16 protein-coding genes are annotated in these 15,135 nt (G+C 33.9%); 9 read left to right on the top strand and 7 right to left on the bottom strand.

Translation table 11 applies throughout. The features are described 5' to 3' along the window. The first annotated feature begins 31 nt into the window (after positions 1-31). The 5 genes from K8344_RS06965 (at position 32) to K8344_RS06945 (ending at position 5,141) form a co-directional block, all read left to right on the top strand. Positions 32-1,210, top strand: coding sequence for an AIR synthase related protein (locus K8344_RS06965; protein ID WP_237608022.1), 1,179 nt, complete (start codon positions 32-34; stop codon positions 1,208-1,210). A 10-nt stretch (positions 1,211-1,220) separates the two neighbouring features. Further along, positions 1,221-2,225, top strand: coding sequence for a DUF3078 domain-containing protein (locus K8344_RS06960; protein WP_237608021.1), 1,005 nt, complete (start codon positions 1,221-1,223; stop codon positions 2,223-2,225). 125 nt (positions 2,226-2,350) lie between these two features. Beyond that, positions 2,351-3,427 (top strand): peptide chain release factor 1, encoded by a 1,077-nt coding sequence (prfA, locus tag K8344_RS06955; RefSeq protein ID WP_237608020.1) that lies wholly within the window; start codon positions 2,351-2,353, stop codon positions 3,425-3,427. Between the two features lie 126 nt (positions 3,428-3,553). Continuing rightward, positions 3,554-4,375 (top strand): orotidine-5'-phosphate decarboxylase, encoded by an 822-nt coding sequence (gene pyrF / locus K8344_RS06950; protein WP_237608019.1) that lies wholly within the window; start codon positions 3,554-3,556, stop codon positions 4,373-4,375. Beyond that, a complete protein-coding gene (locus K8344_RS06945; protein WP_237608018.1) occupies positions 4,362-5,141 on the top strand; it encodes an ABC transporter substrate-binding protein in 780 nt (259 codons plus the stop codon). Before pyrF ends, K8344_RS06945 begins: the two co-directional genes overlap by 14 nt. Positions 5,142-5,153: 12 nt before the next feature. Here K8344_RS06945 and K8344_RS06940 read toward each other — a convergent pair whose 3' ends face one another. The 4 genes from K8344_RS06940 to K8344_RS06925 all read right to left on the bottom strand — a co-directional run bounded on the left by K8344_RS06940 (position 5,154) and on the right by K8344_RS06925 (position 8,278). After that, positions 5,154-5,333: a Lacal_2735 family protein gene (locus K8344_RS06940; protein WP_237608017.1), complete on the bottom strand. Its 180-nt coding sequence runs from the start codon at positions 5,331-5,333 to the stop codon at positions 5,154-5,156. A 121-nt stretch (positions 5,334-5,454) separates the two neighbouring features. Further along, entirely contained in the window at positions 5,455-6,168 is a 714-nt protein-coding gene (locus K8344_RS06935) for a DUF4197 domain-containing protein (RefSeq protein WP_237608016.1), read from the bottom strand. An 87-nt stretch (positions 6,169-6,255) separates the two neighbouring features. Next, complete coding sequence (locus tag K8344_RS06930; protein ID WP_237608015.1) at positions 6,256-7,179, bottom strand: T9SS type A sorting domain-containing protein; 924 nt, start codon at positions 7,177-7,179, stop codon at positions 6,256-6,258. A 163-nt stretch (positions 7,180-7,342) separates the two neighbouring features. Further along, entirely contained in the window at positions 7,343-8,278 is a 936-nt protein-coding gene (locus tag K8344_RS06925) for a T9SS type A sorting domain-containing protein (protein WP_237608014.1), read from the bottom strand. 155 nt (positions 8,279-8,433) lie between these two features. Here K8344_RS06925 and K8344_RS06920 point away from each other — a divergent pair, with 155 nt between their 5' ends. Continuing rightward, positions 8,434-11,859: a methylmalonyl-CoA mutase family protein gene (locus K8344_RS06920; RefSeq protein WP_237608013.1), complete on the top strand. Its 3,426-nt coding sequence runs from the start codon at positions 8,434-8,436 to the stop codon at positions 11,857-11,859. 78 nt (positions 11,860-11,937) lie between these two features. On the opposite strand, the gene K8344_RS06915 is transcribed toward K8344_RS06920, so the two are convergent. After that, on the bottom strand, positions 11,938-12,543 hold the full coding sequence (locus K8344_RS06915) for a hypothetical protein (protein ID WP_237608012.1): 606 nt from the start codon (positions 12,541-12,543) through the stop codon (positions 11,938-11,940). 79 nt (positions 12,544-12,622) lie between these two features. Next, positions 12,623-13,018 (bottom strand): hypothetical protein, encoded by a 396-nt coding sequence (locus K8344_RS06910; RefSeq protein WP_237608011.1) that lies wholly within the window; start codon positions 13,016-13,018, stop codon positions 12,623-12,625. Positions 13,019-13,135: 117 nt separating this feature from the next. Between K8344_RS06910 and K8344_RS06905 the strand changes: the two genes are divergently transcribed. From K8344_RS06905 to K8344_RS06895, 3 genes are all read left to right on the top strand, one after another. Beyond that, a complete protein-coding gene (locus K8344_RS06905) occupies positions 13,136-13,579 on the top strand; it encodes an Lrp/AsnC family transcriptional regulator (RefSeq protein ID WP_139855060.1) in 444 nt (147 codons plus the stop codon). 94 nt (positions 13,580-13,673) lie between these two features. Next, complete coding sequence (locus K8344_RS06900) at positions 13,674-13,871, top strand: DUF1328 domain-containing protein (protein ID WP_139855061.1); 198 nt, start codon at positions 13,674-13,676, stop codon at positions 13,869-13,871. A 290-nt stretch (positions 13,872-14,161) separates the two neighbouring features. Next, a complete protein-coding gene (locus tag K8344_RS06895; RefSeq protein ID WP_237608010.1) occupies positions 14,162-14,767 on the top strand; it encodes a DUF1684 domain-containing protein in 606 nt (201 codons plus the stop codon). Here the strand turns inward: K8344_RS06895 and crcB are convergent. Then, the gene (crcB, locus tag K8344_RS06890; protein WP_237608009.1) at positions 14,764-15,135 is read right to left on the bottom strand and encodes a fluoride efflux transporter CrcB; all 372 of its coding nucleotides are present in this window, start codon (positions 15,133-15,135) and stop codon (positions 14,764-14,766) included. The genes K8344_RS06895 and crcB overlap by 4 nt on opposite strands.

Genomic DNA, 15,135 nt, shown 5'->3' with positions numbered 1-15,135 from the left:
AATGCGTATTTTTGCCGTAAATTTTTATTAAATGAGCTCACAAAATTCAGATAGGTACGCACAAAGAGGTGTTTCAGCTGGTAAAGAAGATGTACACAACGCCATCAAAAATGTCGATAAAGGTTTATTTCCTAAAGCCTTTTGTAAAATAGTCCCCGATTATCTTACGGGTGATAATGACTATTGTTTAATTATGCACGCCGATGGTGCTGGGACAAAATCTTCACTTGCATACGCGTATTGGAAAGAAACGGGAGATTTATCTGTTTGGAAAGGGATTGCTCAAGATGCGCTTATTATGAATATAGACGACCTACTTTGCGTGGGGTCTGTAGATAATATTATGCTTTCTTCAACCATAGGTAGAAATAAAAACTTAGTTCCAGGTGAAGTTATTTCGGCAATAATTAATGGTACAGAAGAATTGATTTCCGAATTAAAACAGTTTGGTGTAAACATATATTCAACGGGTGGTGAAACAGCCGATGTGGGCGATTTAGTACGAACGATTATTGTAGACTCTACCGTAACTGCAAGAATGAAACGTAGCGATGTAGTTGATAATGCAAACATAAAACCAGGAGATGTAATTGTTGGTTTGGCTTCTTTTGGTCAAGCAACTTACGAGAAAGAATACAATGGAGGTATGGGAAGTAATGGTCTTACTTCAGCTAGACATGATGTATTTGAAAAATACCTAAGTGATAAATACCCTGAAAGTTTTGATTCGTCAGTACCGTCTGAGTTAGTTTATTCTGGTTCTAAAAAACTACAAGATACTGTTGAAAACAGTCCTTTAAATGCTGGGAAATTAGTTTTGTCTCCAACCCGTACCTACGCGCCGATAATTAAAGAAATTTTATCGCAGTCTTCCAACAAAGAGATTCATGGAATGGTACACTGTAGTGGAGGGGCACAAACTAAAATTCTTCACTTTGTAGATAACCTTCATATTATAAAGGATAACCTTTTTGATGTTCCACCACTTTTCAAGCTAATTCAGGCTGAAAGTAAGACCGATTGGAAAGAAATGTATAAGGTTTTTAATATGGGGCATAGAATGGAGTTATACGTTCCAGAAGAAACTGCTGCGAAAATCATAAAAATTTCAAAGTCATTTAATGTAGACGCCCAAATAGTGGGTAGAGTTGAGGCTTCAGAAACAAAGAAGCTTACAATAACTGGTGAAAACGGCACGTTTACATATTAAATAGGTTGCAATGAAATATACTCTTTGGTTAATTTTTCCTTTTCTGATTCTTAACTCTTATAATTTAAAAGCGCATACAGATTCATTAAAGGTAAAAATAAAAAAAAAGGATACCGTTGACTTAGGTTGGAGAACCAAAAATGAGGTTGGTTTATTACTAAATCAAGTATCTTTTACTAATTGGAATTCTGGAGGAACAAACTCTATTTCGGGTATCGTTTCTACGAAGTCTGTTGCAAGATATAAGCAAGAAAATTGGCTTTGGAACTCTGAATTAAACCTCAAATACGGTTTAAATAAGCAAGAAGATAATGGTGTAAAAAAAACCGAAGATGTTATAGATTTAAATTCCAACGTAGTGTTGCAAACCGATTCTATAAGCAATTGGTTTTATTCTGCAAGATTTAGCTTTAACACTCAGTTTTCTAATGGTTATAAATACCCTAATAAAGATGAAGCTATATCTAGGTTTTTAGCGCCTGGTTATATGTTTTTTGGCGTTGGGATGGAATACGGTAAAAAAATTGAACATTTATCATTTTATGCTTCTCCTTTTACTTTAAAAACCACTTTTGTAATGGATGATCATTTAGCAAATAGAGGTGCTTTTGGTGTAAATCCAGCTATTTACGATATGGATGGAAATATGTTGAGTAAAGGTAATAATATAAAGCAAGAAGTAGGTATTCTATTAACCAATAAATACGAAGAGAAAATTTTCGAAAATATTAAACTGAATAGTCATTTAAGATTATATACAGATTACGTGAATAGTTTTGGTAATATTGATATTGATTGGGAGGTGAATATAGATATGAAAGTAAATAAGTTTGTAAAAGCAACTTTAGGATCTCACCTCAGATATGATAATGATATTAAAGTAGAGTCTAAAAGAAATGAAATCACAAACGAAGAAATCATTCTTGAAGGACCAAGTGTGCAATGGAAACAAATACTTGGTATAGGGGTGGTTATCGATTTTGATAAGTTATCTAAATCGAAAGAAACCTCGTAATTTATATTAAAACACCACAAAATAGATTTTGATACTTTTAGGTGTCTTCATTAAAAAATTTCATTTTTTCAATCGAAATAATTTCGACTAAAAAATTGTAAATTTGCCATTCATTATAAAAATATATGTTAGACAGGCTTCAAATAATAAAACAACGTTTCGATGAGGTGAGTGACCTTATCATTCAACCAGATATAATCAGTGACCAAAAGAGGTATATTCAATTGAATAAAGAATATAAAGACTTAAGAGTTTTGATGGATAAAAGATCAGAATATCTTGAGCTTACTGATAATATTAATGAAGCTGAAGAAATCATTTCGGATGGAAGTGATGCTGAAATGGTTGAAATGGCCAAGTTGCAACTTGACGAAGCGTCAACTCGTTTGCCTCAATTAGAAGAGGAAATAAAATTCCTTTTAGTGCCTAAAGATCCTGAAGACTCTAAAAATGCCGTTATGGAAATTCGCGCGGGTACAGGTGGTGATGAAGCAAGTATATTTGCAGGAGACCTTTTCAGGATGTACACAAAATATTGTGAAGGTAAAGGTTGGAAGACAAACGTTATAGATTTAAGTGAAGGTACTAGTGGAGGTTTTAAAGAAATTCAGTTTGAAATTGAAGGTGATGATGTTTATGGTACTTTAAAATTTGAAGCTGGTGTACACCGTGTACAACGAGTACCACAAACCGAAACTCAAGGACGTGTACATACTAGTGCTGCTACGGTTATGGTGTTTCCAGAAGCTGAAGAATTTGATATTGAAATTAACCCAAAAGATGTAAGAGTAGATTTCTTCTGTTCGTCTGGTCCAGGTGGGCAGTCGGTTAATACAACCTATTCTGCTGTGCGTTTAACTCACGTTCCAACAGGATTGGTTGCGCAGTGTCAAGATCAAAAATCACAGCACAAAAACAAGGAAAAAGCTTTTAGAGTGCTTCGTTCACGTTTGTATGATATGGAATTGGCTAAAAAACAAGCTGAAGATGCTCTTAAAAGAGGTTCTATGGTAACAAGTGGAGATCGTAGTGCTAAAATTAGAACATATAACTACTCGCAAGGGCGTGTGACCGACCATAGAATAAACCTTACTCTTTACAACCTGGGTAATATTATGAATGGAGATATCCAAGAAATAATAGACGAATTACAATTGGTGAGTAATACAGAAAAGCTAAAAGAAGCAGGCGAAACATTCTAAAATAGTTTGGTGTTACAAGTTTTATAAAGTGGGGATTAAGCAACTATTTATCGTAGTTGGTTAATTTTACTTCTATTATTTACCGATGCTTAACAATAAACATTCGTCCGATTTAAATTAATCTTAATGACTACCCAACAACTAATTTCAGAAATAAAAAGAAAGAAATCTTTTCTTTGCGTAGGACTTGATGTAGATCTTGATAAAATTCCGGAATTTCTTTTAAAGGAAGAAGACCCGATTTTTGCATTTAATAAAGCTATTATAGATGCTACACATCAATATGCAGTGGCGTATAAGCCAAATACTGCTTTTTATGAGGCTTATGGTTTAAAAGGATGGAAATCCTTGGAAAAGACGATTTCTTATTTAAATAAAAATTATCCAGAAATCTTTACCATTGCAGATGCAAAACGCGGTGATATAGGCAATACATCTTCAAGATATGCAAAAGCTTTCTTTGAAGACTTAGGATTCGATTCGATTACTATTGCTCCCTATATGGGGAAAGACTCTGTAGAACCTTTTCTAGCCTTTAAAGACAACCATACAATTTTACTTGCACTTACTTCAAATGAAGGTGCTTTTGATTTTCAAACAAAAAATGTTGGGCAACAAGAACTCTATAAAGAAGTTTTGGAAACTTCTAAAGCTTGGGGCAATAGTGAAAACTTAATGTACGTAGTTGGAGCAACTAAAGCAGAGTACTTAGCAGACATTCGCAAAATTGTGCCTAATAGCTTTTTATTGGTTCCTGGTGTAGGAGCTCAAGGCGGAAATCTACAAGATGTTTGTAAATATGGAATGTCTGAAAACATTGGTTTATTGATAAACTCTTCAAGAGGAATAATTTACGCTTCAAATAAAAATAATTTTGCCGATGCTGCTGCTGAAGTAGCAATGAAATTGCAAATTGAAATGAAAACCATTTTAGATGGAATTCATTGACCAGTTAAATAGAGTTGTACAACTTAGCAAAACTCCCACCCGAATTGTTTCTTTGGTGCCTTCGCAAACCGAATTATTGGTAGATTTAGGTTTACGCGATAAGATAGTTGGGGTAACCAAGTTTTGCGTGCACCCTAATGCGCTAAGGAAGGAAAAGACAATTGTTGGAGGTACAAAAAATGTGCACTATAAGAAGGTGAGAGCCCTTACTCCAGATATTGTAATTTGTAATAAAGAAGAAAATACCGAAGAAATAGTAATTGAGTTAGAGAAAATAGCTCCTGTCTGGGTAAGTGATATCTCAAATATTTCTGAATGTATTGAGATGATAAATAAGTTAGGGGAGGTATTTAAAGTCTCGCAATCTGCATTAGAAATAAGTTCAAAAATTCTATCCGAATTGAAAGCCTTCAGAGCATTTTCTGAGAAGCTTCCTATAAAAAAAGTAGTTTACCTAATATGGAAAGATCCATATATGGCTGCAGGTAGAGATACGTTTATCAATGAATTGCTAGAATTAAATAGGTTTGAAAACCTCTTTACGGATAAAAATTCCCGTTATCCTGAAGTTCGAGAAGAATTATTACGGCAGGCTGAAACCATTTTGCTTTCCACAGAACCATTTCCTTTTAAACAAAAACACGTTTCAGAATTTCAAAAAGAATTTAAGGCTGAAGTTAAGTTAGTAGATGGAGAATATTTTAGTTGGTATGGTAGTAGAATGACAAAAGCGTTTGAGTACTTTAAAAGACTGCACGAAAGCTAATATGTGAATCAATTAAGAATGGCTGTTCAATGAAAGTCTTTTTATTTCACTTTTAATTTTATCGGCTTGACTTTGAATTAATTCACTTTTATCGACATCTTTTAGAGAAGTTTCAAAAGATTTTTTCATTAAAAGAGTGTATTTTTCTTCTAGTTTTTCAAGCTTCGATTTTTTTCTAAACAAATTAGTCATTGCCGCATTTTTTACAAATGCAAAGTTAATTTGTATAAAGCTAAAATGTTACAAAGGCTTGGTTAATAGTCTCCTAAAATAAAGTTGCTTAGTGATTTATACTGTTAATTAATTAAGGATATTAATCCTGCATAGCAAATACCTGTCTGAGTAATTTTGTGGTTCTTGCACCGATATTGTTTCTAATATCTTTCTCCTCTACACTAATCATCGTATAAACACCTTTTAAAGCTTCGTTGGTTACATAGTCAGTTAAATCTGGATTTACTTTAGTAACAAAAGGAACTGAATTGTATCTTTTAATAATATTTGTCCAAATTTGATCTGCTCCAACTTTAGCAAAAGAGTTTTTTATTACAGGATTAAATTTTGAATATAAAGCGGTATTAGTGCGTTGTTCTAAATAATTAGTGGCTGCATTATCTGGACCTAGAAGAATGTTTTTTGCATCCGTAAATGTAATTTGCTTTACTGCGCTCACAAATATAGGTGTAGCTTCTTTTACAGCATCTTCAGCAGCGCGGTTTAACGCTTTTATCCCTTCATCGGCAAGACTTCCAAGGCCTATATCGCGTAGGGTTTGATCTACCTTTTGCAACTCTGAAGGCAACATAATCTTCACGAGATGATTTTTATAGAACCCATCCTTGTTTGTTAGCTTTGTTACTTGCTTATCTATTCCTTTGTCTAAAGCTTCTCTAAGACCGTTTCCTATTAGTTGAGGGTCCATGCCTATACCTGTGTCAGTTGGTAGGGTGTTTACTACTTGTTGTAGTTCAGCGCATGAAACTAGCGTAAATACACTAATAAAAAGAATAAATTTTTTTAAATACATCTTGATTGTTTTTATAGAAACCTCAAAGATAAAAAAAGACCCTTCAATGCGAAGGGTCTTTTAATTATAAACTTATTTTTAAAATTCTTATTTAAGAACTTTTACAGTTTTAGAGCTGTTTCCAATTTTTACTTTAACTAAATAAGCACCAGTTGGAAGGTTGCTCATGTTGATTCTTGGTGAAATAGTGCTTGGGTTTTCTTGAAGAACAACTTTTCCTAATACATCATAAATAACTACTTGGTCTACAGCATTAACAGTTTCTATATTCAAGAAATCTGTTACTGGATTAGGGTATACAGAGAATTTATCAGCTTTAAAATCTTCAGTGCTTAGTAAGCCAAAAGCTGTAACTACATCATCAATGTAATAAGTTGTAAACTCGCTAGGTGCGTAAAAGTCAATAGCTCCAAAATAAGGTACTGCCATATCGTTAAATGGAGTTCCTTCTAAAATAGCTGGTAAACCATCTACATTCATTTGAAGTGTTTTATTGTCAAGATCTAGAATTAATTCTACTGGAAACCATGCGTCATGAGGGAAAGCCCAAGTAGCAGATCCATCAGCAACTTGACCTTGACCTGGAGTCGTATTGTCTGGATTAAAATAAATATCAGGGCTTAAGAAAGAACCATCGCCTTGGCTACCTGCAGGTGTTTCTCCTTGTAAGTTGAAATATCCTTCTTTTCCAGATGGAATGTACATGCTAAATCTTACAGTATAGATATCGGTGTCTGGTTGGCTATCGATAAGATACAATTGGTCTTTACCAGCAGGAGCCCCAACTTCATCAATTAATAAAGACTGTGACCCTGAGTTAGATTGGTCTAAAGCAACGATACCATCTTCTGGGCCACCTTCCTCTCCAGACCAAGTTTTCCAATAGTCAGCTTGAGATGAAATAGGACCAGGAGAATAGCTTTCAAGATCATCTTGTTGGTCAATTTGACCATAAGATGTAGATAAACTAAATGCTCCTAAGGTAAATGCTAATAAGTAAATTTTTTTCATAATATTTTATAGTTTGTTTGATTTTATGAGGGTCTAAGATATAATAAAATGATTTAAAAAAAGGATGTTTTGATGTTTTTATTGAAAAAAAATAAGTTTTATGAAATAAAAAAGCCCTTAAAACTTAAGGACCTTTTTAAAATTAAACATTTAAAACTCTTTTTTATTTTACGATTTTTACAATTTTTGAGTTGTTTCCGATAGTTACTTTAACCATATATGTTCCTGAAGAAAGGCTGCCCATATTAACTGTAGGAGAAATTTTTCCTGGCTTCTCTTGAAGCACAACTTTTCCTAAAACATCATAAACAGTTATTTTATCTACTGAAGCTGCAGATTCTATGTTTAGTATGTCTTTTACAGGGTTAGGATATACAGAGAATTTATCTTCAGTAAAATTTTCTGTACTTAAAATTCCAGAAGCCATAGTTATATCATCTATATACATATCGTTGTTTGGGCTGGCGGAATAGAAGTCAATTCCAGCTAATTCTGTAAATACTTGACCTCCAAATTCAAATACTTGTGCGAAAATTACTTGTTGTCCATCTATAAACATGTCCCAAACCTGGTTATCTAAATCATAAACACAGGTTGTTTTAAACCATTGGTCTTCTGGAAAAGTAAAAACTTGGTCATAGGTAGAGCAATCTGTTTGTCCAGTTACTCCTCCTTGTCCAGCTTCTGAACCACTACAATTAAAATAAACGTTTCCTCCCATAAGAGCTTGTGTCCATGCCGAACCACTTGCGCTCAATGCTGCCTGCATGTTAAAATAACCAGAAGCTCCAGCAGGAATATATGAGTACCATTGAATTGTATATGTTCCAAACATAGGGGCCGTAGGAGTTAATAGAATCATATCTGTAATTCCAGATCCGTCAATATGTAATGATTTGATTCCAGACAAGGCTTCATCGTCTGTTACGTCTGCATCTTCAGCACCTCCACTATTACCAGACCAAGTACGCCAATGATCTGCTTGTGGTGACACATCGCCCACCGTATAAGATTCGAAATCGTCGGTTAATTCTACTTGAGCTTGAGTAGAAAAAGCAAATGCTCCTAAAGTAAATGCTAATAAGTAGATTTTTTTCATAATATTTTATATTTAGATTAAAAAATTAATACTCTAAGATACGATAAAATGATTTATTGTCATAATATTTTTTAAAATTATCATTATTACATATAGCTGTTTAGTTCGTATGGTTTTAATTAAATTTGCCTATTAATTTACAAGTAGAAATTATTATGCAAAACATTAAGCCATATACCCCTAAACATAAAGTACGTATTGTAACTGCAGCATCTCTTTTTGATGGACATGATGCCGCTATTAATATAATGAGACGAATTATTCAGTCCACTGGTGTTGAGGTTATACACTTAGGTCACGACCGCAGTGTAGAAGAAGTGGTAAATACGGCAATCCAAGAAGATGCGAATGCTATAGCTATGACTTCCTACCAGGGAGGGCACAACGAATACTTTAAATATATGTACGACCTTCTAAAGGAAAAAGGGGCTAGTCATATTAAGATATTTGGTGGTGGTGGTGGTGTTATTCTTCCATCAGAGATAAAAGAATTGATGGATTACGGTATCACTCGTATTTATGCGCCTGATGATGGTAGAGAAATGGGGTTGCAGGGAATGATTAACGATTTAGTTAAACAATCAGACTTTGCTATTGGTGATAAACTTAATAATGAACTAGAGAATCTTCCAAATAAGGAAATCGGTTCTATTGCTCGCTTAATTTCTGCTGCTGAAAACTTCCCAGAAATCGCAAAAGATGCGTTGGATAAAATTCACGAAATAAACGAAAAAAATACAACTCCTGTACTAGGTATTACCGGAACAGGAGGAGCGGGTAAATCTTCATTAGTTGATGAATTAGTAAGAAGATTTCTAATTGATTTCCCTGAAAAAACTATTGGGATTGTTTCTGTAGATCCATCAAAGAGAAAAACGGGTGGGGCTTTATTAGGAGACCGAATTCGTATGAACGCTATTAACTCTCCAAAAGTATATATGCGTAGTTTGGCTACAAGACAAAGTAATCTTGCCTTGTCTAAATACGTAGCTGAAGCTATTCAGGTTTTAAAAGCTGCTAACTTCGATTTAATCATACTAGAAACTTCAGGTATTGGGCAGAGCGACACCGAAATATTAGAACACAGTGATGTTTCATTATATGTTATGACACCTGAATTTGGGGCGGCAACTCAGCTTGAGAAAATTGATATGTTAGATTTTGCCGACTTAGTAGCAATTAACAAGTTTGACAAGCGCGGTTCTTTAGATGCAATACGCGATGTTAAAAAACAATATGTACGTAACCATCACCTATGGGAAACTCCACAAGACGAGCTCCCTGTTTATGGAACAATAGCGTCCCAGTTTAACGATCCTGGAATGAACACGCTGTATAAAGCAATAATGGAAACTATTTCAGAAAAAACTGAGGGAGATCTTAAAAGTGATTTTCAAGTTCCAGAAGAAATGGATGAGAAGATTTTTGTGATCCCACCATCAAGAACGCGATACTTATCTGAAATTGCTGAAAACAACAGAGCTTACGACAAAAATGCTTCAGAGCAATCTGAAGTTGCCCAAAAACTTTATGGAATCTACAAAGCTATAGAATCGATTTCTGGAAAAACACCAGAATTGGATAAAGCTGGGATAGTTTCTGAATTTATTGACGATTCGGAAGCCAATAAAGATCTATTAAAATTATTACTTGCTGAATTTGATCGTGAAAAGTTGAATCTAGACCCCTACAACTGGGAAGTAATCACCGGTTGGAATGAAAAAGTAAATAAATATAAAAATCCAATCTATAGTTTTAAAGTTCGCGACAAAGAAATTAAGATTGAAACACATACCGAATCGCTTTCACATTCACAAATCCCAAAAGTTGCTTTGCCAAAATATCAAGCTTGGGGCGATATTTTAAGATGGGTGCTTCAAGAAAATGTTCCTGGAGAATTCCCTTATACTTCTGGTTTATATCCTTTTAAAAGAACTGGTGAGGATCCTGCAAGAATGTTCGCAGGTGAGGGTGGACCAGAGCGTACAAATAGACGTTTTCACTACGTAAGTATGGGATTGCCTGCAAAAAGGCTTTCTACTGCTTTTGATAGTGTTACCTTATATGGTAATGACCCTGATTTAAGACCGGATATTTATGGAAAAATCGGTAACGCGGGAGTTTCTATTTGCTGTTTAGACGACGCCAAGAAACTTTACTCTGGTTTTGATTTAAGTCACGCAATGACATCTGTGAGTATGACGATTAATGGTCCTGCGCCTATGCTTTTAGGGTTCTTCATGAATGCAGCTATTGATCAGAATTGTGAGAAGTACATTGTTGAAAATGGTCTCGAGGCAGATGTTGAAAAGAAAATCAATAAATTTTACAAGGATAAAGGTATTGAACGTCCTAAATACCATGGAGAGTTACCAGAAGGAAATAACGGTTTAGGATTGATGCTACTCGGTGTAACGGGAGATCAAGTATTAAATGCTGATGTTTACAACAAAATTAAATACGAAACATTACAACAGGTTCGCGGTACCGTTCAAGCAGATATTTTAAAAGAAGATCAAGCGCAAAATACTTGTATATTCTCTACCGAATTTGCACTTAGATTGATGGGGGATGTTCAGGAGTATTTTATCGAAAAGAAAGTAAGAAACTTCTATTCTGTTTCTATTAGTGGTTACCACATTGCCGAAGCAGGAGCTAACCCAATTACTCAGTTGGCATTTACTCTAGCAAATGGTTTTACTTATGTAGAATATTACTTGAGCCGTGGAATGGACATCAACGAGTTTGGTCCAAACCTTTCATTTTTCTTTAGTAATGGTATCGACCCTGAATATGCAGTTATTGGTCGAGTAGCTAGAAAGATTTGGGCAAAAGCATTAAAAGAGAAGTATGGTGCAAACCCAAGAGCTCAAATGCTGAAGTATCACATTCAAACTTCTGGACGTTCATTACACGCGCAGGAAATAGACTTTAATGATATTCGTACTACATTACAAGCGCTTTACGCTATTTACGATAATTGTAATTCACTGCATACAAATGCTTACGATGAGGCTATAACAACACCTACAGAAGAAAGTGTACGTCGTGCAATGGCAATTCAGTTAATTATCAATAAGGAATTAGGGCTTGCTAAAAATGAAAACCCAATTCAAGGATCTTTCATTATTGAAGAGTTAACCGATTTAGTAGAAGAAGCAGTATTAAAAGAATTTGATAGTATCACTGAGCGTGGAGGAGTTCTTGGTGCAATGGAAACTATGTACCAACGCAGCAAAATTCAAGAAGAGAGTTTGTATTATGAAACTTTAAAGCACAATGGTGAATTCCCGATTATTGGAGTAAATACTTTTTTAAGTAGTAAAGGTTCGCCAACCGTTCTTCCTGCTGAAGTAATTCGCGCAACTGAGGAAGAGAAGCAAGTTCAAATTAAAACACTTCAAAGTCTTCATAAAATGTATGATGGAAAAGCAACGGATGCAATTGAAAAAGTGCAGACTGCAGCAATTCACAATAAAAACATATTTGAAGAACTTATGGAAGCAACAAAGGTTTGTTCGTTAGGGCAAATTACCGAAGCCTTATTTAAAGTAGGTGGGCAGTATAGACGTAATATGTAGAAATAATAATTAATAATAATAAACCCCGACATTCTAATTAGATTGTCGGGGTTTATATTTTAAAATTAAAAATTGTTGTTATTGTTCTTCCTCAGTTTCACTATCTTCATCTTCTAGATCTTCCCAATCTTCGTCTTCATAATCATCAAAAAAATCTTCAAAAATATTTTCTGAATCAAAAGGGATGTCATCTTCAGGACTGTGGTCGTCGTAATTTATACCTGGCGGATTAAATAGCCCCCAACGATCTATAGTGTAATCCCAAGGATCAAAGGTCTTCACCCATTCAGCAAAAAGAACACGGAAGTTTTCAACTTCTTTTCGAAGTAAATCAAGGTATTCAATTTCATCAAAGCCTAACATTTCAATTCCTTGAAGGTCGTTGATAATTTCGCGAGCTGATTTACGAATTATGGTGGCATTTTCCATTTTAAGGTCGTAAGCATCAACGCTTTCTGCACCCATAATTTTGGTTGGAATAATAAGTGAGTTTTCCATCATATAACTCAAATTATACTCCATTAATTTCTTTTCGCCTTTGCGTTTATAATTTATATCGGTGTTTTCTACAGATTTTACAAGGTGATAGACAAGGTTTGAAATTTCCTCGGCTTTTATATAAATAGGCATTTGCCTCACGTGGTTGTGGTGCTCCATAGAATCAAAATCGTCGTCTTCAAACATAAAAAGGCATTAGTATATTCCTTTTACAAAGGTAACGATAGGTTTCTGATATAGAAAATGAAAAGTGGTGCTCTAAATGTTAAAGAGTTAATTGCCAGGTATGTTGAAGTTTGCGAAACTTCTTGATTTCTTTTCTTAATAACGGTAGAAAATCCTTACCATTGCTATTAACATTCTCTAAGCGTTCGCAGTTTTTGTATAACAAATTAGATAAGTGAATCACAGAAGCTGCATGCTTGTGTTTTTCTTCAGATAAAGGTTGACTTTCTGCTTTTAAAATTTTAGGTCCAAGTGATACTGATTGTTGAACAATATCGCCACTGAAATAAATATTAGGATCTTCTTTTCCGTTTTTCTGAATTCCTGCTAAATCATAACTTAGGTATGTAGAGATGTTACGAGCTAATGAAAAAATTTCCATTGCTTTTAGGTACATCGCTGAATGTTTATTATTTCCGTAAGTATGAGCTGACATTTTATAATTTTAAAGTGTATCAAATTTAGCGACAAGAAATTTTAATTCATAATTGATATTAAAGTAAAAATGTATATTTGCTTTAAATATTAAGTAAAAATTGATTAAAACTTTAATATGAGTATAGATTCATTAAACTGGAAAATACTGAAGTGTCTTCAAAGAAATGCACGTCAGCCAAACACCGAAATCGGGAGGGAGGTAGGTATTAGTTCTCCTGCAGTTTCTGAACGTATTAAAAAAATGGAAGACTCTAATATTATAACTGGTTATTTTACAGATGTTTCTCCTATGGAAGCTGGGTATCAATTTAAAGCCATTATCACTCTTCGCGCTTTTATGGGTAAATTGAAACCTTTTCTTGAAATAGTAAAAACATACGATGAGGTTATAAACTGCTATCGGATTACAGGAAATGAAAATATTGTAATGGAAGTTGTTTTAAAAAATCAAAAACACTTAGAGTCTTTTATAGACCAACTTATTTTTTATGGTGAAACTAAAACTCAGATAGTACTTTCACATGTTGTAAAAAACAATGCACTAAAACCTGTGAAGTAGCTAGCTGATGTTAAAATTGTTATAATTAGAATCTTGTTAAGACTTGTGGAGCTATGTATGAAGTATTTTTGATTCTCTAATTAAAACATATACCATGAAAAACTATACGATTCATTTTTTGATTATAACTATTGTTACAGCATTATTGGGTTTTACAGGATTAGAGTTTCCTGGTGATAAGTTGGTTCGAATTATTTGTTTGTTTGCGGGAATTGCTTTGATGATTTCTTGTTTAGATGCGGTAATTGTTAGTCGAAAAAATAAAAGGCTTAAAAAGGAATCACAATCTTAAAGCCGGAATTTCGTCTACCTTTTTATTTATATGAATAATTTAAGCTTAAGGTGGAGCTATATTTTTGTTGTATTCCTATTCCCAATCTATAGCTTTTTTTCATTTGGCTAATAGCGATTTTCTTCATTTTTGTGTAGGTGAGTAGTGTTCAAATTAAAGAAATTCTGTGTAAAATTTGCGGTAAAAGTGAAATAAACTGATGAGAATTTTAGATGTTTTATAAATTTTTGTCTTATCGATAAAAAATTACGAATTTTAAAATTCTTTTCTAATTTTACTAAAAACTTTTTATGAAGAATTTATTTCTCTTTTCATTTTTACTAATCACTACCTTAGGTTTTGCTCAGAGTGAAGCCTTACGCTTAGAAAGTCTAAAGGCACAGGTTAAACTAAATAGTGAATTCGCTAATCCTGAAACAACAATTCTCACTCCCGAAGATTTTCGAACTTTTAAAGCGTTAGATTTTTATCCAATAGATGAGAAATATATTGTGAACGCTAGATTTGTGCGTACTCCAGATGAAAAGCCATTTTTAATGCCAACCACTACAGCTAGAACTCCAGAATATGTAAAATATGGAGAAGCCCATTTTAGTATAGATGGAAAGGAGTTTGTTTTAAGTCTTTTTAAAAACACACAACCCTATAATGAACCTGGATACGAGGATTATCTATTTTTGCCGTTTACCGATTTAACAAGCGGAGACGGCTCCTATGGTGGGGGAAGGTATTTGGATCAGCGAATTCCTGAAGGAGATACTATTATTATCGACTTTAATAAAGCCTATAATCCTTATTGTGCATATAACCCAAAATATTCTTGCCCTATACCTCCTAAAGAAAACGATTTATTAATTCGAATTGAAGCTGGGGTTAAAAATTTTAAAAAATATTAAAAAAACTTCACGGTCCACAAACCGATAAAAACCATTGCAAGTGCAACTATAAAACTAGCGATAGTATATAAAGCGAATAACATAAAATCCCCGCTTTTTAAGAATAAGTGATTCTCATAAGCAAAGGTTGAAAATGTTGTAAATCCACCACAAAATCCAGTAGCTAGAAATAAAACTGTATTCTGAGAAAGGGTTTGGTTTTTTAAAGCGAGTCCTAGTATTATTCCAATTAATAAACTTCCAAGAATATTGGCAGCAAACGTACCGTAAGGTATTCCTGTTGCAGTATTGTTTAGAAGCTTAGAAAGTCCATAGCGCATTGTACTTCCTAAACCCCCACCAATAAAAACTAAAACGAGTTGCTTCAT

It is taken from the genome of Aequorivita xiaoshiensis (genome assembly GCF_022008395.1).
Classification (GTDB): domain Bacteria; phylum Bacteroidota; class Bacteroidia; order Flavobacteriales; family Flavobacteriaceae; genus Aequorivita; species Aequorivita xiaoshiensis.
Note: the sequence above shows the minus strand (reverse complement) of the source record. Positions and strands in the feature narration are given on the sequence as shown.

Coding starts and splice junctions, on each gene's coding strand:
- K8344_RS06935 (WP_237608016.1), bottom strand. CDS start 6,168: ATGTATTTAAAAAAATTTATTCTTTTTATTAGTGTATTTACGCTAGTT.
- prfA (WP_237608020.1), top strand. CDS start 2,351: ATGTTAGACAGGCTTCAAATAATAAAACAACGTTTCGATGAGGTGAGT.
- K8344_RS06940 (WP_237608017.1), bottom strand. CDS start 5,333: ATGACTAATTTGTTTAGAAAAAAATCGAAGCTTGAAAAACTAGAAGAA.
- K8344_RS06920 (WP_237608013.1), top strand. CDS start 8,434: ATGCAAAACATTAAGCCATATACCCCTAAACATAAAGTACGTATTGTA.
- K8344_RS06895 (WP_237608010.1), top strand. CDS start 14,162: ATGAAGAATTTATTTCTCTTTTCATTTTTACTAATCACTACCTTAGGT.
- K8344_RS06910 (WP_237608011.1), bottom strand. CDS start 13,018: ATGTCAGCTCATACTTACGGAAATAATAAACATTCAGCGATGTACCTA.
- pyrF (WP_237608019.1), top strand. CDS start 3,554: ATGACTACCCAACAACTAATTTCAGAAATAAAAAGAAAGAAATCTTTT.
- K8344_RS06925 (WP_237608014.1), bottom strand. CDS start 8,278: ATGAAAAAAATCTACTTATTAGCATTTACTTTAGGAGCATTTGCTTTT.
- K8344_RS06915 (WP_237608012.1), bottom strand. CDS start 12,543: ATGTTTGAAGACGACGATTTTGATTCTATGGAGCACCACAACCACGTG.
- K8344_RS06930 (WP_237608015.1), bottom strand. CDS start 7,179: ATGAAAAAAATTTACTTATTAGCATTTACCTTAGGAGCATTTAGTTTA.
- crcB (WP_237608009.1), bottom strand. CDS start 15,135: ATGAAGCAACTCGTTTTAGTTTTTATTGGTGGGGGTTTAGGAAGTACA.
- K8344_RS06960 (WP_237608021.1), top strand. CDS start 1,221: ATGAAATATACTCTTTGGTTAATTTTTCCTTTTCTGATTCTTAACTCT.
- K8344_RS06900 (WP_139855061.1), top strand. CDS start 13,674: ATGAAAAACTATACGATTCATTTTTTGATTATAACTATTGTTACAGCA.
- K8344_RS06905 (WP_139855060.1), top strand. CDS start 13,136: ATGAGTATAGATTCATTAAACTGGAAAATACTGAAGTGTCTTCAAAGA.
- K8344_RS06965 (WP_237608022.1), top strand. CDS start 32: ATGAGCTCACAAAATTCAGATAGGTACGCACAAAGAGGTGTTTCAGCT.
- K8344_RS06945 (WP_237608018.1), top strand. CDS start 4,362: ATGGAATTCATTGACCAGTTAAATAGAGTTGTACAACTTAGCAAAACT.